Source organism: Bartonella schoenbuchensis R1, from assembly GCF_002022685.1.
In the GTDB taxonomy this organism is placed as follows: Bacteria; Pseudomonadota; Alphaproteobacteria; order Rhizobiales; family Rhizobiaceae; genus Bartonella; species Bartonella schoenbuchensis.
Genome location: NZ_CP019789.1, coordinates 1,124,559 through 1,141,462, shown reverse-complemented (window position 1 = coordinate 1,141,462; position 16,904 = coordinate 1,124,559). Strand labels below are relative to the sequence as shown.

The window sequence follows — 16,904 nt, the reverse complement described above, 5'->3', positions numbered from 1 at the left end:
AATTTTGAGTGCACTTCATCTGTGGTGAAAAGTGCGCATGTGTGAGAGAGTGATTGAAAATGGGTGGGGACGCTTTTGGAGGGAGATGAGAATACAAGAGCGCCCCCGATGGGGTTTAAGCAGCTTTTGTCAAGATTTGCATTTCTTGTTCTATTTCTGCTAAAAATGCTTCAACAGCTTTATTAATGTGCTCAATCTGTTCATCATCGCGTGGGATGCGTATAACCTTGATACACAAATGAGGTGATTCATCTATAAACCAAGGATGATAGCTAACAAAATCACACCATTTTCGCCCTGTGCAAGCCATTTGGAATTGCATTTGTAAGATATATTCCGGTTTGATTTCACCACTTAACAAAAAACGTGTATGTGTTATTGGTTGAGGGCATTTGACTTCTATGAGACCCTCATCTCCAATGAGACCATCAGGACTAGCGCCTGCCATTTCAATTGTTGGGTGAGGAATAAAACCACATCGTGTGACAGGAGTATCGTAAAGAAAGCTATATTCTTCAATTGCACTGTCTTCATGTTCATTTCCCCATCGCATGGCAGGCGTTTCATAAGATGATACTGTTTTGCCCATTAAGCGTTCTGTGATGAGTTGGAATTTGTACTCTTCATATTTACTTGTAGGTAAGCCCTTAGCTGTTTTATTGATAATGCTGCTAATATTTGAAGCTGTGACTTTACCTAAACGAGCTTGAAACCATTCTGCTGTTCTTTGTTGCATATCACACCCCCATTGAAGCTTGTTGAATTGGTGTGTTTGGTTGTTTTGGTAAAGGTAAAGCTTGTTGTGCTTCATTCATTTGTAAGTGTTGTTTTGCTTCCAAACGCCTTAAAACAATTTGCCCTGTCTCATGAGACATTTCTGCAAAGTTTGTGATCTTTGCATAAGAGAGTACTTTTTCCTCTTCTGTTTTTGTTTGTTCCATTAATTTTTTGATTTGCGCAAGTAAATCATCAGAAACCCTATCGTTTTGGGGGGTGTAGTTAATTTCACTGAGGTAAATAGCCTCATTAATACGTTCAGCTTCGTCTTTATCGTAAATACCAGAAAAACCGAATGCATAGCATGCGCATTGTATAAGTGCCTTATGACGCAACATGCGGACAGGCCATTGATTCCAAGGTTCTGTATTTCGCTTACATTCTTTGAAATATTCTGTGAGTTCAAATGGCTCTGGATCGTTCTTAAAATACATAGCGCATGTAACAGAAAACAAATTGCCTTCTTTATCGAAGTTTTCTTTAATTTTCATTTTTCTGTAGTTAGGATGTGAATGTATAATTTTGAGCCATCCCCTATAACCGACAACCGGTATAATACCGCCCCCTCTTTTAGGGATGGCATATATTTCTTTTCTCAGGGGATTTAATCCATAATCATTGGCAAGATAAATAAAGACTAAAAACTCAGCATTAGAGATATCACAGCTGATACAAGTTTTGAAAATTGCTTCACGAAACTCTTGTTCTGATAACTGATATTTTTGTGCCACTGTTGCTACGAGAGAAGATGTCATTGTTATTTTCCTTAACTTTGGGTACACCCCACCTGTGGCGTGAAGCACGCGTGTGTTGAAGAGGGTGTGTTTTGGGTGGTGTTTAGATGTATTGAGAAGAAAAGGTTGTTGCTGTTCTTTTAAAGTCAGCAACTTTGGCATTAGCAAAGCCGTGAATCTCTTCTTGAGTGCGGATCTGTTTTTGGAGCATCATACTCAGACGTTTTAATCCTTTGGATGTGATCTTTGCACTAGGAACGCTCTTTTTTCTTCCACTAATGGTTTGAATGGTTTTTGGTATATACCCCATTAGTCCTTCATTGATTTTACTATAATAAGGCACCAAACTTTTATCAGTACGGCAATAAATCCAACGATGATTGATCAAATAATTCGCTAAATCTTCAAGGCGCATGCCTAACTTTTCTGCTGCATCATTTATATCAAACAAATCATCACAGCGTTCTAAACGTTCAAGTGCTTCTGTCTTTGGGGTTAACTCAGCAATGATATGATCTTTGCGTTCACTTTCATTTTTTAAGTGCGTAAAAACACCTAATATGACTTGAGGATCAGAATAGTCAATTTGAGGAGGTGTCATTTGTTTTGTTTTTCGTTCGCACTCAATAAAGTATTGACGAGCTTGTTTCCCCTTTTCATTACGTTCAATCATAGCAAGTTCTTTTGCCATTTCTAAAGTAAGGTAATATTCCATGCTTGGACGAGTGTTTTGTTTTGATTTTACTAAAATTTGAATAAAACTCACAAAGTCTTTGTTTTCTAAAAAACCATACTCTTTAATACGGTAAGCTATCCAATCATTAAAAGGAGAAATTATTTTTAAAAAAGCATGTAATTCACGTGCATTGACTGTCTGAACAGGTTCTTGATTAATTGTGTGTTCCCAAATGGTGATAGGAGCTTTCATTACAGACCTCATAGTGTTTTGATTAATTTTCAAATGTGTTGAGAAAAAAGAGTTATTGCCGATAAGTACTGTAGAATGGATTTGTACTTTCCCGTTCTTCTATCTTGTCTAAGACATCACTGTATGCCCAGCTGTGAGCTATAAAAGGATATGGGGCATCCTCTAAAAAATAATAATGGCTATAATCATCTAAGTACTTTTGAACATAAAGTTCAGCAACGTCTTCTGAAATATCATCATAGCGATTTGACGTAAGATCAATACGAAGAATGCTTACAACGCTTTCTATCTGGTTGACCATGTTCATGATTTCAGTTCCACCCAGTGGTCCAGGTCTAGCGTCGTACTCATCATAAGTAGACACAATCAGCAAGATCTGATCAGCACCAATCAAAACTTGTTCATTCATTTTCATCCCCTCCAATCCGCGTTGGCAAATGGTTCTTTTACTTTATGGGGATATGTATACCGTAATGGTAATATTTAGTCAATACCAAAATGGTTATTTTTGTATTTTATATTTTTGGAGTAAGGTGAAATAATGGATAAAAATCCATCAATTAATGCGCAAATATTAGCGCTTTGGGAAAAATTAACAGAAGACGAAAAAAAGCAATTTATTATTTTTTTTCTTGATAGAATGAAGAAAGAAGATCAAGAAGTTTAACTTTTTTATCATAGCTTAGATGTTCGAGCATATCTTGTATTTGTTCGTCTAAGCTATTTGTTTGTTGTTCTGAAAACATTAATTGCTTAGGAGTAGTGGCTAAGTGAGGTGCTAGACGTATAGCCCATTCTTTTGTTAGTTTTCGTTGTCCATTTTCTAAACGGAAAATCTGTGGCTGACTCGTTCCTACTAGTTCAGCTAATTTTTTAGAGCTTAAGCCCATTTTTTTTCTGAAGAATTTCAAATTATTCATGATTCTTATCCTATTAAAAAAAAATCATCTTTCAAATACCAATATGGTAAAATTTTCTTGCATTAAAATTTCCAATATGGTATAAATACAAAAATGTTTAAGCTAAAATCATATTTATCAGAAAATAATATTACTTATGCTGCATTTGCAGTTTCTGTGGGTGTCACGCAAGCATCAATAGCGCGTTATGTGAATGGAAAGAGGTTTCCTCATCCTAGGATAATAAAAAAAATAGCAAAAATTACAAATAATTATGTAAGCCCTAGTGATTGGTATCAAGACAATTTCACTGCTGTAACGCAAAACTTAATGCAGCAAAAAGAAACATCTCCATCACCTGAGTTTGTTGATGGTTGTGCAGTAAGCAGGGCAGGGTATGAGCAAAACGATGCACAACAATCATTAGGTGGATAAGAACATGAGTATAGCAAAGAAATACGAGCTTACGGAAGAGGGTACGTTGTTTATACGCTACGACTCTAATGGGTTATATGCTTGCACGTTGTATCAGATTAGAGCGTTAAGAGATTTTGGTAATGTCAAAGCTGGTGATTTGGGTGGCTTTATAGAGAAAGAAGAAAATCTTTCTCACGAGGGCGATTGTTGGGTTTATGATAATGCTCAAGTATATAACGATGCAGTAGTTCGTGGTGATGCTTTAGTTTACGATAATGCACTCGTTTATTATAAAGCTCGTATTTACGGCAATGCAAAAGTTTCTGGTAATGCACGCGTTTATGACGATGCAGTAGTTTATGACAATGCGCATATTCATGGCAATGCTTATGTTTATGATTCTGCTGAAGTATCTGACAATGCAGATATTTGTGGCAATGCACGCGTTTATGGCAGTGCTTGGATTGAAGACAATGCACTGATTCATGGTAACGCTCAAGTTTACCTCAATGCAGTAATTGGTGGCGATGCACGTGTTTACGGTGATGCTCAGGTTTACGGCAGTTCATATGTTAACGGTAATGCTCGAATTTATGGCCGTGCATGTATTTATTTTGGTGCACATGTTCACGGCAATGCACTGGTTTATGGTAATGCACGTGTTTACGGCGCAACAGAAATTTCCGGTGATGCAGAAGTTGCTGGCAATGTTCATATTTACGGCGTTCAAAAGATCTGTTCGGGTAAGCATTTTGTCGATGACGCAGAGGTTGATGTGAGTGCTTCCACTCAACGTGATGCCCAACAGATAAGACAGTAATGTTATGGACTTTAATTCACTAACCATTCTTTGTCTTGATCTAGGTACGAAAACAGGTTGGGCAATTTCTTCTGAAGACGGCACGATAGCCAGTGGAACAGTAAATTTTTCTACACGTCGATTTGAAGGCGGTGGGATGAGGTATTTAAGATTCAAGCAGTGGCTTACAGAAACCAAAGCGATACTAGAGCATATTGACGCAGTGTATTTTGAAGAAGTGCGCTGTCACATTGGTACAGATGCTGCTCATGTTTATGGGGGCTTGTTAGCAATCTTAACCTCTTGGTGTGAACACCATCAGACTCCTTATCAAGGTATCCCCATTGCTACGATTAAGAAAGCAATGACAGGCAGAGGTAATGCCCCAAAAACAGAAATGATTAAGGCTGTGCGTGCAAAAGGACATGAGCCTGAAGATGATAATGAAGCAGATGCTTTGGCAATTTTATATTTAATAAGAGAGGGAAAATAGTGATGGCAACGAAATTACCGTGGGTTAAACTTTATCCTAGTCAATTTTTGAAAGAGCTTATGGTTTTGAAGCCAGAAGAAACTGCTGTTTACACAATATTGGTATTGCTCATGATTGATTTTGGTGGATCTATTCCAAACAAAACTTCTGATTTAAAAATTGTGTGCGGCTGTTCAGAGTGGACGTTTCGAAACATATTAGAATCTTTAATGAACCGTGGCTATATCATTCGTTTAGAAGATGGCAGCTTATGGCACACCTCATCAGCATTTGATCTTGATATCAGTAATACACCTTCAGAAAAATAGGGGGGAAGTTATGTCAACTAAATTACCTTGGGTGCGAAGTTTTCCATCTGATTGCCTTGCCGATACGAGTGGAATGAAAGCATTTCAGATAGCAACATACGTAATATTGCAATGGCACATGCGTAGAAGTGGTGAACCTATTTTTTGTGATCAAAGTAAATTGGCACACAGTGCGGGTTGCTCGGTTAAAGCTTTTAATAAGGCATTAGATTTTTTATTGCGTGATCAAAAAATCGTTCGTTTAGAAGATGGCCGTTTATGGAGTTTGCAAATTGAAGAAGAGTTAAAAGATTGCAGTGAGCACTTAAATAAGCTTTCAGAAAGAGCTTCCAAAGCAGCAAAGGCGAGATGGGACAAACAAAAAAGTTAGATGATTCATTAACAATCAGTGATGATGAAAACGCTAGTGATATGCTTAATCAATGCACAAGCAATGCTAAGCATGATGCTAACGCTATGCTTGTTGATGCCAATCACAATCACAATCACATATATAAAAAAACTAACACTATCGTGTTATCAAAAAAAGAAAATGCTTCAGAAGATTTAGCAACTGAAGTTTCGGTTCAAAGTGAAACAACCGATGATGCTGTTGAGCAGCAGTTGGATCACGATACACCCTCATCAGAAAACCAATCATCCGTTTCACAGCAAAAAAGCACTGAAAAGAAAACCAAGCGGTCTAGGGATGGACGAGGATGTCGCATTCCTGAGGATTTCGAACCTGATTACGATTTTGCCATTCAAGAGGGATTGCCTCCAGAGCGGGTTAAAATCGAGATTGCAAAATTTCGGGATTATTGGAAAGCCAAGTCTGGTCAAGGTGCAACCAAAACGGATTGGCCAGCAACATGGCGTAACTGGGTACGAAAGGCTGTCGAGGATCTTAAGAAAGGAAAAAGCTATGGAAAACCAGGCGTTGAACAAACAAAACAACAACGTGGGTGGAATTATCGAGTTGCACAGCACATGTCCAATATCAAAACTTCAGATAATGTTTTCAAATTTTTATTCGAGGATGACGAAAGAACCGCCGTTCCTTTGGAAAACGGGGCAAAAACCATCGATTGCAGAAGCGAAGAAAGCTACCTCATTGGTCCATGATGCCTTGAAGAAGCTTGAAAAAAAAGCCACTGAGGAAGAAATCCAGACGGCGTATCTTGTCCTTTCAAGTGGTTTAAAAAGCCAATTGGGATCAGATGAAAAATCAACATCACTTGCGTATTTCTACGCTCTTGATGGCATAAGCAGCTGGGTATTGCAAACAGCTACAAAGGATGCCTTGAAAGGAAAAGCAGAAGGGTTAAACACGACCTTTATGCCATCAACAGCAGATTTTTATCATTACTGTGAAAAACTTGAAAACCGTATTCGCACAAGGGCTAGTTGTATTCTTAAAAATCTTCAAAAGCCCGAGTTAGAGAGCAGGAGGCAGGAGAAATTGGTAACGTCAGAACGTCTGGAAGCTTTTCAAAAAGAACTTCGCAAAACATTTGAGACAGCAAAATAGAGAGAAGTGCTGATCATTTTTGGATTAGATATGCGTTTAAATCAACAGAAAGGCACCTTAGAGAAAGATTTGGAAGTTTTTTAATGAATTCCACATCTGAAACATAAAACGCTCTGTACGGGGCTAATTTAAGGAAATTAGAACAGATGCGAAAATTAGGGCAATCGCTATGAAATTTATAAAACAACTTTTAGCAAAGAATCTTGACAAGATTAAGGAAATGCGTTTATGTGCAAATCAGGTGCTTGAAAAACACCTTCAGTGCATAGCGGATTGATTGCCGAAATAATCAGTTTTCCGCACTTTTAAAGACTTTGACTCGTTATATGCGTGTAGCGTATAGTGATCTTGTCGGGTGTAGTTATGCTATACAAAACCCTCACGGGGAAAGCATAACGACGGACTATGCACCGTGTTTTTCAGCGCCCGGCGCTCTTTTTTGAGTGTCAATGAAAAACCTTTAACTGCATAGGAGTTCATCATGAACGATTTAGTAAAGAACACACAAACTACACTGACGATGTCTAGCCGTGAAATTGCAAAATTGTGTGGTAAAAGGCATGACCATGTTATGCGTGATATCAAGAAAATGCTTGAAGAATTATACTCTGAAAGAGGTCTCCCCAAATTTGGGGGCACCTATTTAGACAAGCAAAAAAAGACGCAAAACTGCTTTAATCTTCCCAAACGTGAGTGCCTTATTTTAATCTCAGGTTATAGTACAGTGTTACGTGCTAAAATTATTGATCGTTGGATGGAACTCGAAAGTCAATTACGATTCGATCATGAATTATTTTCTCGTGATTTATTTAAATCATCCTCAGGTATTGGTAAAGTTTTAGGAGTAATTGCAAGACGTCTGTCAGATGTAAATGATCTCGAAAACGAGCTTGAACATTACAAATCAGTTACAACAGAAGTAAGGCGTGTTTTAGAAAGCCCTGTTGCAAAGGCTGCTTAATTGAAAGAAATATAACTCATACCTTTCCCCTAAAAATGGGGAAAGTGTTGTTTAAGCTTTTTCTCAAGATGTGTGTTCTTCATTTTGGGTGGGTGTTAGGCTAATTTGTAAATTTAAAGCACTCAAAACATTAAGGAATGTTGAGAGCTTAGGATCACCTTTGTCGCTTAAAGAGCGATAAAGAGATTCTCGATTTAAACCTGTTTTATTGGAAACAGTTGCCATTCCTTGTTTGCGTGCAATAATGCCCAATACATGTAAAACATAGCCACTGTTTTGAGTTTCTAAAGCATCTTGTAATAATTCTTTAAAATCTTCAGGCGTTTTGAAATACTCGCTAGCGTCAAAGGGTGTTATTTTCATCATTGACCTCTTTTACTATTTGTAGGGCTTTTTCGATATCCTTTTGTTGGGTAGATTTATCACCACCATTAAGGAGTAGAATAATTTCTTGCCCTTGTTTTATAAAATAAACTCGATAACCAGGACCATAATTTATTTTTAATTCTCCAATACCGTGAAAATATTTAGCATCACCAAAAAGACCATATTCAAGACGCAAAATACGTGTAGCAATTTTCTTTTGTGCTTGTCTGTCTTTTAAGGAATTTAACCACTTGGTAAAATGCAGGGTTTTTTTAATAATAAACATCTGTAGTTTTTAAGCGACGTAAAAGATAATGTCAAATACAATTTTTTGTTCCAATGACAGACAAATCTTCTTATTTTCTAGAATAAATTTATAAGTATTATCAGTTAGTTATTTTATTTTTCTATATTAACTAGTGTAGCATATTGTTTTATGCTATTGTAAAATATAGAAAAATAAGTTTTTCATATCCGTATTTCATTTCAATTATTTTCCTTAGAAAAGATAAAAAACATGATCAACAAAGTAATTTTAGTAGGCAATCTCGGTGCCAATCCCGAAAGCAAAACAATGGCATCTGGAACAGAGGTGGTGAACTTTCGTATAGCCACGTCACAAAGCTATAAAGATAAAACAACAGGTGAAAAGGTAGAGAAAACAGAATGGCACTCTATCGTGGTTTTTAATCCACATCTTGTAAAGGTTGCACTTCAGTATCTGAGTAAAGGTTCCAAAGTTTATGTTGAAGGTCAATTACAGACGCGTAAATGGCAAGATAAAAGCGGGCAAACACACTACACAACAGAAATTATCTTACCGCAATATAAGGGTGAATTGAGGATCCTTGATAGCATTAAAAAAGATGGTATTGATATGGCTTTGGAAGCGATGGAGCAAGAGGATAAGCAGTATTTAGAAACGACTTTGGATGACAATATCCCGTTTTAATCAGGAGGTTTTCTTATGAAAAAACGTAAAAAACGGGGAAGACCTAGAATAGAAGGTCAAATAAGAGAACCCAATGGACGTATCTCACGTGCAAAAACGCCTGATAAGTTTTCATATCAACAGACACTTGAAATGCGTGCCAAGCGTTATGGGGTGAGTATTCAAGATGCGAAAAACCCGATTATTGGCACTTATGTAGGGCGGTTATATTTATTGGAAAAAAAGATTAATCAAGATCAGTATGATGCATCACAACAGTATATTCAGGTGAAAAACGATTATCGGTGTGCAAAAGGGTTTCCGGGGGCTATTTATGATGGTGCAAATGACAATCACGATCAAGACAGTCTTGAGAGGTGGATTGAGGTAGCAACCGATCGCTATGAAGCTATGCAAGAGGTTATCAGAGAAACACAAGGTTTATATCGTCAGTATAATCTTTATGCTGCATTGCAGTATATCGTTATTGAAGATCAACCAATGGAACATCTTGTCAGCTCTCTATACATTGCTCTGAATGCTCTTCAGAAATATTTTGACCGTTAACCAAAAGCGAGCAACAATAACATTGAGCAACTAATTCCAGCAGTTGTTATTATAAATAAAGATGCGGGGACTTTCAATCCAAAGCGCCACAGCAAGCTAATGGGGATAGACATGATGCTGATAAATATAAGCAGTGCTATTGGAAAAACAAAATCATCAATTCCCAACTTTCGAGGTGTTTTATTGTCAAAAGAAGAGGAAGATGAAACGTTATTATTTCTTACAATAGGAACATTTTTATTTCCCTTATTCTTCGAGAAAAGCTCTCTAAGCTGTTCTGGGGTAAAGTCACTTATATGACCAAGAACTTCAGCATTATCATAGTCTGTGTCAAGCAATCGCTTATCAACTTTTAAAGTCCTTTGATTGTTCCCATAAGAAGGAGGCTGTTGACTATGTGCGTTATTGGTAAAGATGAATATACTGATAAATATACCTAATAAGGCAGCTCTTTTAACAGATAAGAAAAAACGCATTATCCCTCCTTATTTTAAAGTTATGAATTCGTATAATTGATTCGATGAAAGGAGGCAATTTACACCATATTTAGGTAGAATGAGATAAAAAATACCATATCGTGATTTTTGAGTTGACATGGGGGTAGAAATGGTATTTAATGACACTGCGGTACTAGTCGTACTGTGCCTAAAATTAGATTTATAATACAATTTTCACTTCTTGCTATGCTACGGAAAGCCCTGCGTTTGCAGGGTTTTTTGTTAGGATAATCAAGTTTAGTTGTTTTTATTTATTGACGATTTATTGACCTCCTCTTGTTCCCCCGAGAGTGAGGTCTTTTTATATCTCGCACTTTAAAGGAATAATCTATGGCATCTGGATCAGATAAGTCTGTGAAGGGGACACCGCCCAATGCAGGAGCAGGGCGTGTGAAAGGTGTTCCCAATAAGACAACGCGCATTCTTAAAGAGGCTGTGATTAAAGCAGCAGAGCAGGCTGGCAACAAATATGGCAATGAAGGATTGATTTCTTATCTTGAACGCCAGGCTGTCAAATGCCCAGCGGCTTATTTAGCTTTGTTGGGCAAGATCTTACCTTTGCAGGTTACCGGTGAAAATGATGAAGCGATCAAGATGATTACCCGTGTTGAGATTGTTGCGCCTGTTATAAAGGACAAGGCAGCTGTTTAAGGGTGATTGAGATGGCTACAGCTCAAGTTGTGATCATCGAGAAATTAATCCCGTTGTTTCAAGGAGCTGCTGATGTGCGTGCTGCGTGGGGAGGGCGAGGATCAGGAAAGACGAGGTCCTTTGCCTTAATGGCAGCTTTAAAGGGCTATGAATATGGTATGGGTGGGATATCAGGGATTATCCTTTGTGCCCGCCAGTTTCAAAATTCGCTTGCTGAGAGTTCATTACAAGAGATTAAACGAGCGATTGAGACTTATGATTTTTTAAAGGACTATTACTGTGTTGGAGAGTCGTCCATTAAGTCGAAAGATGGACGTATATCTTTTCAGTTTTCAGGGTTAGATCGCAATATTGCGAGCATTAAGTCGATGGGGCGTATTTTGCTTTGTTGGGTTGATGAAGCTGAACCTGTGACTGAAACGGCTTGGCAAACACTGATACCGACATTGCGAGAAGAAGGAGAGGGCTGGCGTGCAGAGCTTTGGGTGACGTGGAATCCGTTACGTGAGAATGCACCTGTTGAAAGACGCTTTCGTTTTACAAAGGATCAAAATATTAAAGGGGTAGAGGTTAACTGGTCTGATAATCCTTTGTTTCCCCAAAAGTTGCAAAGAGTACGTCTTGATGATCTTCAAAACCGTCCTGAGAGTTATAACCATATTTGGGAGGGTGATTATCTTAAAGCTGTGCAAGGGGCTTATTTTCAGAAGGAAATGTTAGCAGCCGAGCAAGAGGGGCGGGTTGGACGTGTAGCACGTGATCCTTTAATGCCCATTCGTGCCTTTTGGGATATTGGGGGCACGGGAGCAAAAGCTGACGCAACGGCTATCTGGATTGCACAGTTTGTAGGCAGGGAGATCAGGGTGCTTGATTATTATGAAGCGCAAGGTCAACCTTTATCTGAGCATATTGGGTGGTTGCGTTGCAATGGTTATGACAAGGCACTGATGGTGCTTCCTCATGATGGAGCGACAAGAGACCGTGTTTACAATGTGAGCTTTGAGAGTGCTTTAAATGAGGCTGGTTTTGACACACAGGTTGTACCCAATCAAGGGGCAGGGGCTGTTAAGATGCGCATTGAAGCCGTGCGTCGTATTTTGCCTTGTGTTTGGTTTCATGAAGAAACGACAGTTGCTGGCCGTAAAGCCTTAAATTGGTATCACGAAAAATGGGATGAAAAACGCGCCATTGGTTTGGGGGCTGAACATGACTGGGCAAGTCATGGAGCCGATGCCTTTGGTTTGATGTGCATTGTTTATGAAGCACCACGTACTCCATCAAAGCCAGAGCGTTATAGCGCGACAGAAAGAGAAACGGCATCATGGATGGCATTTTAGAAAACGATCTTAAAAAAACAACAAGCCTTGATGATGATGGGCTTTATAGACGTCTTAAGTCTTGGTACGGGGAAGATATTGAGCATGTCAATGAATGGCGTGAGCAAGCGCGTGAAGACTTTGACTTTTATAATGGACGTCAGTGGGCAGAAGAAGATTTAGCTGTTTTAAAAGCACAGCGGCGCCCTGTTATGACGTTTAACCGTATTGCTCCTCTGGTTAATGCCATTGTTGGAGCAGAGCGTAACAATAAACGGGAAGTACAGTTTCAACCAAGACAAGTTGGTGCAGCGATATCCAATGAATTGCTCACCGGGGCAGCAGAGTGGTTTCGTGATGAAGCTGAAGCTGAATATGCCGATTCCGATGCCTTTCAAGATATGATCATTTGCGGTATGGGGTGGACAGATACACGGCTTGATTATGAAGCAAACCCTGAAGGCAAACCCACAGTAAGGCGCTTGGATCCACTCAAGATGGTGTGGGATGTGAATGCTGTAAGGCCTAATCTGGTTGATGCACAGCGCATGTGGTATGTTGATCGCAAACCCATTGAGGATGCCAAAAGCTTGTTTCCCAATGTGGCCAGTGAAGATCTGAATGCTGATTGGGCTATCGACAACACAACCGATCTTGAAGATTATCATGTTTCCCTTGATGCTTATAGTGATGACAATAATGGAACAGATGCAGTTTCAAGGAAACGATATGTCACGCTTGTTGAGTGTCGTTGGTTTGAATATGAGCCTTATTACAAAGCAGAAGATCTTCAAACAGGTCAGATGCGTGATTATAGTGCCCAAGAGTTTAAACAGCTGCAAATGCTTGTACCGCAAATTCAAGGTGCGAGCTTTCATAAAAAGGTGGTTAAGCGTGCTTTTTTAGGGCGTCGTCTTTTAGGCAAGCCTGACAGACCATTAGCCCTGATGGGCAGCTTGGATGGGAATGCATAACAGGCACGTTGGATAAGCTTAAAAACCAGTTTTATGGCATTGTCAGGCCGGCAAAAGACCCGCAAAGATGGTCGAATAAATATTTTAGTCAAGTGATGTATATCCTCAATAGCCAAGCTAAAGGCGGCATTATGGCTGAACGAGGTGCTTTTGATGATGAGCGCCAGGCCGTGGAGAGCTGGGCAAAGGCTGATACGATTACATGGCTTAAAAGTGGTGCTTTGGTTGGTGGAAAGATACAGTCCAAACCACGTGCAGAATTTCCCAATGGTTTTTTTCAACTGTTTAATGAGGCCCGTGAGTCACTTACACATGTGACAGGTTTATCTGCTGAGTTCATAGGAACACGGGAGGTTAATCAGGCGAATGTGTTAGAGAATACACGCCGCCAGTCAACACTCAATTTGCTTGCAGGTTTATTTGATAATTTAAAGCTGTATCGGTGCCGACAAGGAAAGATCATCCTTTATCTCATTCAAAACTATCTTTCCGATGGTCGCCTGATACGCATTTCCGGACCAGAGAAGGCTGAGTATGTGCCCTTAACACGTGAGGATGTCACCACCCTTGAGTATGACATTATTGTTGATGATTCACCAACCAGCCCGAATGAGAAAGAAAGAACATTTGCGGCTATTACTCAAATGTTGCCGTTACTCGGGAATTTCTTAACGCCTGATATGATCCCCGATCTTTTGAAACTCTCGCCATTGCCGGCAACTCTTGTGGCCAGTTTAACGGCCAAAGCGCAGCAAGCGCAAATGCAACAGCAACAACAGCAGATGATGATGCAAAACCAAGGGCCGCAATTAAGCCCCGAGCAACAAGCAAAAGTTGCAGCTATTCAACAAGAAACTCAGGCAAAAGGCATGCTCAATCAGCTGGATGCCCAAAGCAAACAAGTAGCACTGCAGCAGAAGAATATTGAGCTTTTCTTAAAGCAAGAACAAGCACGTATGCAGCTTGAACAGCAAAGAGCAAGAAATGCGATAACTGAGCGAGAGATGCAGATCAGAGCATTACAAATAGAGCTTGAAAATTATCGAGCAGCAACCATCAGAGGCAAAACTTAAACTTTAACGAAAAGGAACGAGATAATGGAAGAAAAATTTACCCCTGAAGAACAAGCCCTTTATGATGAACAATTTACAAGCGATTATCCTGTTGAGAGCATGCAAGATGAGAATCTTGAGCAAGATGTTAAAACAGATGGAGAAGATGACACAGATGGACTAAATGAGGCATCTGAGCAGCCAGCAGAAGAGGTTTCTCAAGAGTCGTTAAATGATGATGGTGGCGAGAAGGAGTCTGAGCAACCTCGTTACGCTGTTGTAGAGCAAGAGCGCCAAGCACGTCAAAAAGCGGAGCAAGATGCTGCTGAGGCCCGTGAGCTTGCGCTAGAGATGGCACAAAAATATGCCGCTATCCAGCAAGAAATAACGCGCCGTCATGATGAAAATGTTCCTTCTTTGGAAAAGGATCCCAAAGCGTATATGACATGGATTGGTCAGAAGGTGCAAGAACAGCAGAGATTGCTTCATGAGTTTTCATCGATAAGAGAGCAACAAGAGCGTGTCAATCAAGAGTACTATGAGCGTCAGCAATTAGGGGATTATTTTGAAGCAGCCAAGGCACAGGTTCAAGATAAATACCCTGACTTAGATTATATCATGGATTATCTTTATGAGTATGCAGATAATTCTTTTAAAGCAGATGCCAATCTGTATCCGCAACTTAACGATCCTGCGGTAAGGCAAGAACAAATTGGTATTCAATTACGTGATATATGTAAGCAATCTCAAAGGGCAGGCATTAACCCTGTAGAGGTGCTTGTGCACAAAGCAAAAGCGTTTGGATACTCTGGTCCACAGATGAGAGATGATGTGAGTGCTCTTCAAGAACGCACAACAGCAGCACGTACATTAGCAGCGCGTGGGGGCAAGCTCCAACAGGGGGTGTTGATATAAAAACGCTTTCTTCCATGCCAGAAGCTGAGTTTGCAGCATGGGTTGAGAAAAATCCTGGGAAATTTGAACAAATTATGAGCGGGATGTGAAAGACATGCATCTTAGCTCATCAGAGATAACCAAGTGATGGTGCTTGGTTATGCTGCACAAGTGCGGCAATTTTTTAACCAAGATGAAGAAAGGCATTTAAAAAAATGGCGACAACACAAATAACGATCAATGCCCCATTAGCGGTTAGCGCTTGGGCTAAGATGCTCAATACAGAGACCTCAAAAGCATTGTCTATTGCACCGCTTATGGGGACAAACAAAAATAGTATCATCCAAGTGAAGGATGAATCAGGAAAATCAGCGGGTGATTCAATTACCATGGGATTACGGACCCAGCTTATGGGTGATGGTGTTAGCGAAAGTCAAACGCTGGAAGGTAATGAAGAAGCGCTTCAGTTTATGAGTGATAAGATACGCATTAATGAGCTTTCTCATGCTGTACGTGTTCCAAATGAAGGGTCGATTGATCAGCAACGTGTTTTGTTTAACTTGCGTAATGAAGCAAAGGATGCACTTGTTGATTGGTATGCAGACCGTTTAAGCATGATGTTCTTTATTCAAGCTGCAGGCTATACAGCACCATGGATGAAGTTTGAAGGGCATACCGTAACGCTTAAACCAGTGCATTATGGCTTTAATGAACCTTTAGAACCAAGCAGTAAGCGTGTTATTCGCCCAAATCAGAAAAAAACGGATGAAGCACTTGCAAAAGAAGATGTGTTTAATCTCAAATTAATCGATCAAGCTGTACAGAATGCAAAACTGGCTAATCCTAAGATTAGACCGGTACGGATTAATGGAGACAGTGTCTATGTGATGTATCTTCACCCAACACAGGTGACCCAATTGCGTACCAATACAGATGAAGGGCAATGGCTTGACATTACCAAGGCAGTTTTTAGTGGAAGCCGCTCTAAAAACCCAATTTTTGATGGATCATTAGGGGTGTATAATGGTGTTGTTTTGCGTGAATCTGAACATGTGCCCAATGGTGTTGATTCAAAGACTAAAGAGCCTGTTTTGTCTGTTCGGCGTGCTGTTTTGCTTGGTGCACAAAGTATCATCATGGCTTATGGGCGTAGCAATAAAGGCAATGGAGCAACACGCTATAAATTAGTGGAAGAGCTGTTTGATTATGAGCGTAGATTTGGCGTGGCTGCCAAGACGATTATTGGCATGAAAAAGTCACGCTACGCTTTGCCCTATTCTAATCAGGGAGCACAAGACTTTGGCACCATTGTTATCCCATCTTTTGTTGAAGATAACATATAAACATCAATGAATAGGATTTAATCATGACAAAACAACGTTCTATCACACAGACATTTGTTGATTTTACACAAACAACGGATGAAGGCATGCCACCTGTTTTGCAGGGGCGTGATATTCATACACAGCAGGTGAGCTTTTTTCGCTCGCGTATACAAGCAAGCGACACTGGGCTTACCACATCGGTTGGTGTTTTACCGCGGGGTGCTTTGATTAAAAGCATTACTGTTTATACGCTAACAGATTTTGAAGGAGCTACTGCAACGATTGGTAAAAAGCCAGGGGGCAGTGATTATGGGACGCAAGTACTTGAAGCGGAAGGTGTTAAAGAGGTTGAATTGCCTTTAAAAGCACGCAGTGTTCCTCTTCAGTTTGAAAATACGATTTATGTTACACGAGACAAGAAAAGCTCCAAAGGGGATGCTGAGATCGTTGTTGAGTTTTACACAAATCGTTAAAAGAGGGGGCGTTTGTTCCTTACGTCCCCCCC

22 protein-coding genes and 2 pseudogenes are annotated in these 16,904 nt (G+C 39.8%); 16 read left to right on the top strand and 8 right to left on the bottom strand.

The genetic code is table 11. The annotated features are described in order from the left end of the window. Positions 1 to 115: 115 nt before the first annotated feature. From BscR1v2_RS05025 to BscR1v2_RS05005, 5 genes are all read right to left on the bottom strand, one after another. The gene (locus BscR1v2_RS05025) at positions 116 to 736 is read right to left on the bottom strand and encodes a lambda exonuclease family protein (protein ID WP_078689965.1); all 621 of its coding nucleotides are present in this window, start codon (positions 734 to 736) and stop codon (positions 116 to 118) included. A 1-nt stretch (position 737) separates the two neighbouring features. Further along, positions 738 to 1,532 carry a RecT family recombinase gene (locus tag BscR1v2_RS05020; protein ID WP_078689964.1) on the bottom strand — a complete coding sequence of 265 codons (795 nt, stop codon included), beginning with the start codon at positions 1,530 to 1,532 and terminating at the stop codon, positions 738 to 740. 82 nt (positions 1,533 to 1,614) lie between these two features. Then, positions 1,615 to 2,439 (bottom strand): antA/AntB antirepressor family protein, encoded by an 825-nt coding sequence (locus BscR1v2_RS05015; protein ID WP_078689963.1) that lies wholly within the window; start codon positions 2,437 to 2,439, stop codon positions 1,615 to 1,617. A 52-nt stretch (positions 2,440 to 2,491) separates the two neighbouring features. Continuing rightward, positions 2,492 to 2,848, bottom strand: a complete 357-nt coding sequence (locus BscR1v2_RS05010; RefSeq protein ID WP_078689962.1) for a hypothetical protein — start codon at positions 2,846 to 2,848, stop codon at positions 2,492 to 2,494. 211 nt (positions 2,849 to 3,059) lie between these two features. Then, a complete protein-coding gene (locus BscR1v2_RS05005) occupies positions 3,060 to 3,359 on the bottom strand; it encodes a helix-turn-helix domain-containing protein (protein ID WP_078689961.1) in 300 nt (99 codons plus the stop codon). A 93-nt stretch (positions 3,360 to 3,452) separates the two neighbouring features. Between BscR1v2_RS05005 and BscR1v2_RS05000 the strand changes: the two genes are divergently transcribed. The 8 genes and pseudogenes from BscR1v2_RS05000 to BscR1v2_RS04965 all read left to right on the top strand — a co-directional run. Then, positions 3,453 to 3,773: a helix-turn-helix domain-containing protein gene (locus BscR1v2_RS05000; RefSeq protein ID WP_078689960.1), complete on the top strand. Its 321-nt coding sequence runs from the start codon at positions 3,453 to 3,455 to the stop codon at positions 3,771 to 3,773. A 4-nt stretch (positions 3,774 to 3,777) separates the two neighbouring features. Next, positions 3,778 to 4,575: a hypothetical protein gene (locus tag BscR1v2_RS04995; RefSeq protein WP_194284940.1), complete on the top strand. Its 798-nt coding sequence runs from the start codon at positions 3,778 to 3,780 to the stop codon at positions 4,573 to 4,575. 4 nt (positions 4,576 to 4,579) lie between these two features. Continuing rightward, positions 4,580 to 5,047: a crossover junction endodeoxyribonuclease RuvC gene (locus BscR1v2_RS04990; RefSeq protein ID WP_078689959.1), complete on the top strand. Its 468-nt coding sequence runs from the start codon at positions 4,580 to 4,582 to the stop codon at positions 5,045 to 5,047. Between the two features lie 2 nt (positions 5,048 to 5,049). Next, a complete protein-coding gene (locus BscR1v2_RS04985) occupies positions 5,050 to 5,355 on the top strand; it encodes a DUF1376 domain-containing protein (RefSeq protein ID WP_078689958.1) in 306 nt (101 codons plus the stop codon). Between the two features lie 10 nt (positions 5,356 to 5,365). Then, positions 5,366 to 5,725, top strand: a complete 360-nt coding sequence (locus BscR1v2_RS08505) for a DUF1376 domain-containing protein (protein WP_335617875.1) — start codon at positions 5,366 to 5,368, stop codon at positions 5,723 to 5,725. After that, positions 5,704 to 6,459, top strand: a complete 756-nt coding sequence (locus tag BscR1v2_RS04980) for a hypothetical protein (RefSeq protein ID WP_335617874.1) — start codon at positions 5,704 to 5,706, stop codon at positions 6,457 to 6,459. Before BscR1v2_RS08505 ends, BscR1v2_RS04980 begins: the two co-directional genes overlap by 22 nt. Further along, the gene (locus BscR1v2_RS04975; RefSeq protein WP_236828987.1) at positions 6,449 to 6,865 is read left to right on the top strand and encodes a hypothetical protein; all 417 of its coding nucleotides are present in this window, start codon (positions 6,449 to 6,451) and stop codon (positions 6,863 to 6,865) included. Before BscR1v2_RS04980 ends, BscR1v2_RS04975 begins: the two co-directional genes overlap by 11 nt. Before the next feature lie 481 nt (positions 6,866 to 7,346). After that, positions 7,347 to 7,637: pseudogene (locus BscR1v2_RS04965) on the top strand (Rha family transcriptional regulator); the annotation flags it as partial. Positions 7,638 to 7,889: 252 nt separating this feature from the next. Here the strand turns inward: BscR1v2_RS04965 and BscR1v2_RS04960 are convergent. Together BscR1v2_RS04960 and BscR1v2_RS04955 are read right to left on the bottom strand one after the other, a co-directional pair. Continuing rightward, on the bottom strand, positions 7,890 to 8,189 hold the full coding sequence (locus BscR1v2_RS04960) for an addiction module antidote protein (protein WP_078689956.1): 300 nt from the start codon (positions 8,187 to 8,189) through the stop codon (positions 7,890 to 7,892). Continuing rightward, complete coding sequence (locus BscR1v2_RS04955; RefSeq protein WP_010704165.1) at positions 8,170 to 8,478, bottom strand: type II toxin-antitoxin system RelE/ParE family toxin; 309 nt, start codon at positions 8,476 to 8,478, stop codon at positions 8,170 to 8,172. The genes BscR1v2_RS04960 and BscR1v2_RS04955 overlap by 20 nt, the downstream gene beginning before the upstream one ends. A gap of 231 nt (positions 8,479 to 8,709) precedes the next feature. Between BscR1v2_RS04955 and ssb the strand changes: the two genes are divergently transcribed. Together ssb and BscR1v2_RS04945 are read left to right on the top strand one after the other, a co-directional pair. Then, positions 8,710 to 9,144: a single-stranded DNA-binding protein gene (gene ssb / locus BscR1v2_RS04950; protein ID WP_078689955.1), complete on the top strand. Its 435-nt coding sequence runs from the start codon at positions 8,710 to 8,712 to the stop codon at positions 9,142 to 9,144. 15 nt (positions 9,145 to 9,159) lie between these two features. Continuing rightward, complete coding sequence (locus BscR1v2_RS04945) at positions 9,160 to 9,690, top strand: hypothetical protein (protein WP_078689954.1); 531 nt, start codon at positions 9,160 to 9,162, stop codon at positions 9,688 to 9,690. On the opposite strand, the gene BscR1v2_RS04940 is transcribed toward BscR1v2_RS04945, so the two are convergent. Next, positions 9,687 to 10,166: a hypothetical protein gene (locus BscR1v2_RS04940; RefSeq protein WP_078689953.1), complete on the bottom strand. Its 480-nt coding sequence runs from the start codon at positions 10,164 to 10,166 to the stop codon at positions 9,687 to 9,689. The genes BscR1v2_RS04945 and BscR1v2_RS04940 overlap by 4 nt on opposite strands. A gap of 351 nt (positions 10,167 to 10,517) precedes the next feature. Here BscR1v2_RS04940 and BscR1v2_RS04935 point away from each other — a divergent pair, with 351 nt between their 5' ends. The 6 genes and pseudogenes from BscR1v2_RS04935 (at position 10,518) to BscR1v2_RS04910 (ending at position 16,872) form a co-directional block, all read left to right on the top strand. Then, entirely contained in the window at positions 10,518 to 10,838 is a 321-nt protein-coding gene (locus BscR1v2_RS04935; protein WP_010704015.1) for a hypothetical protein, read from the top strand. An 11-nt stretch (positions 10,839 to 10,849) separates the two neighbouring features. Continuing rightward, on the top strand, positions 10,850 to 12,175 hold the full coding sequence (locus tag BscR1v2_RS04930) for a PBSX family phage terminase large subunit (protein ID WP_078689952.1): 1,326 nt from the start codon (positions 10,850 to 10,852) through the stop codon (positions 12,173 to 12,175). Continuing rightward, positions 12,160 to 14,201 (top strand): annotated as a pseudogene (locus BscR1v2_RS04925) (portal protein). The gene BscR1v2_RS04930 and the pseudogene BscR1v2_RS04925 overlap by 16 nt, the downstream one beginning before the upstream one ends. Positions 14,202 to 14,225: 24 nt before the next feature. Continuing rightward, positions 14,226 to 15,095: a hypothetical protein gene (locus tag BscR1v2_RS04920; protein ID WP_236828986.1), complete on the top strand. Its 870-nt coding sequence runs from the start codon at positions 14,226 to 14,228 to the stop codon at positions 15,093 to 15,095. Between the two features lie 194 nt (positions 15,096 to 15,289). Further along, positions 15,290 to 16,417, top strand: coding sequence for a N4-gp56 family major capsid protein (locus tag BscR1v2_RS04915; RefSeq protein WP_078689951.1), 1,128 nt, complete (start codon positions 15,290 to 15,292; stop codon positions 16,415 to 16,417). A 23-nt stretch (positions 16,418 to 16,440) separates the two neighbouring features. Further along, positions 16,441 to 16,872, top strand: coding sequence for a hypothetical protein (locus BscR1v2_RS04910; RefSeq protein ID WP_078689950.1), 432 nt, complete (start codon positions 16,441 to 16,443; stop codon positions 16,870 to 16,872). Positions 16,873 to 16,904 lie beyond the last annotated feature (32 nt).

Excerpts from the sequence above, each read along its gene's own strand:
- BscR1v2_RS05005 (WP_078689961.1), bottom strand. The coding sequence starts at position 3,359 with ATGAATAATTTGAAATTCTTCAGAAAAAAAATGGGCTTAAGCTCTAAA.
- BscR1v2_RS05010 (WP_078689962.1), bottom strand. The coding sequence starts at position 2,848 with ATGAATGAACAAGTTTTGATTGGTGCTGATCAGATCTTGCTGATTGTG.
- BscR1v2_RS04995 (WP_194284940.1), top strand. The coding sequence starts at position 3,778 with ATGAGTATAGCAAAGAAATACGAGCTTACGGAAGAGGGTACGTTGTTT.
- BscR1v2_RS08505 (WP_335617875.1), top strand. The coding sequence starts at position 5,366 with ATGTCAACTAAATTACCTTGGGTGCGAAGTTTTCCATCTGATTGCCTT.
- BscR1v2_RS04980 (WP_335617874.1), top strand. The coding sequence starts at position 5,704 with ATGGGACAAACAAAAAAGTTAGATGATTCATTAACAATCAGTGATGAT.
- BscR1v2_RS04945 (WP_078689954.1), top strand. The coding sequence starts at position 9,160 with ATGAAAAAACGTAAAAAACGGGGAAGACCTAGAATAGAAGGTCAAATA.
- BscR1v2_RS04960 (WP_078689956.1), bottom strand. The coding sequence starts at position 8,189 with ATGAAAATAACACCCTTTGACGCTAGCGAGTATTTCAAAACGCCTGAA.
- BscR1v2_RS04990 (WP_078689959.1), top strand. The coding sequence starts at position 4,580 with ATGGACTTTAATTCACTAACCATTCTTTGTCTTGATCTAGGTACGAAA.
- BscR1v2_RS05000 (WP_078689960.1), top strand. The coding sequence starts at position 3,453 with ATGTTTAAGCTAAAATCATATTTATCAGAAAATAATATTACTTATGCT.
- BscR1v2_RS05015 (WP_078689963.1), bottom strand. The coding sequence starts at position 2,439 with ATGAAAGCTCCTATCACCATTTGGGAACACACAATTAATCAAGAACCT.
- ssb (WP_078689955.1), top strand. The coding sequence starts at position 8,710 with ATGATCAACAAAGTAATTTTAGTAGGCAATCTCGGTGCCAATCCCGAA.
- BscR1v2_RS04940 (WP_078689953.1), bottom strand. The coding sequence starts at position 10,166 with ATGCGTTTTTTCTTATCTGTTAAAAGAGCTGCCTTATTAGGTATATTT.
- BscR1v2_RS04930 (WP_078689952.1), top strand. The coding sequence starts at position 10,850 with ATGGCTACAGCTCAAGTTGTGATCATCGAGAAATTAATCCCGTTGTTT.
- BscR1v2_RS04985 (WP_078689958.1), top strand. The coding sequence starts at position 5,050 with ATGGCAACGAAATTACCGTGGGTTAAACTTTATCCTAGTCAATTTTTG.
- BscR1v2_RS05025 (WP_078689965.1), bottom strand. The coding sequence starts at position 736 with ATGCAACAAAGAACAGCAGAATGGTTTCAAGCTCGTTTAGGTAAAGTC.
- BscR1v2_RS04915 (WP_078689951.1), top strand. The coding sequence starts at position 15,290 with ATGGCGACAACACAAATAACGATCAATGCCCCATTAGCGGTTAGCGCT.
- BscR1v2_RS05020 (WP_078689964.1), bottom strand. The coding sequence starts at position 1,532 with ATGACATCTTCTCTCGTAGCAACAGTGGCACAAAAATATCAGTTATCA.
- BscR1v2_RS04910 (WP_078689950.1), top strand. The coding sequence starts at position 16,441 with ATGACAAAACAACGTTCTATCACACAGACATTTGTTGATTTTACACAA.
- BscR1v2_RS04955 (WP_010704165.1), bottom strand. The coding sequence starts at position 8,478 with ATGTTTATTATTAAAAAAACCCTGCATTTTACCAAGTGGTTAAATTCC.
- BscR1v2_RS04920 (WP_236828986.1), top strand. The coding sequence starts at position 14,226 with ATGGAAGAAAAATTTACCCCTGAAGAACAAGCCCTTTATGATGAACAA.
- BscR1v2_RS04935 (WP_010704015.1), top strand. The coding sequence starts at position 10,518 with ATGGCATCTGGATCAGATAAGTCTGTGAAGGGGACACCGCCCAATGCA.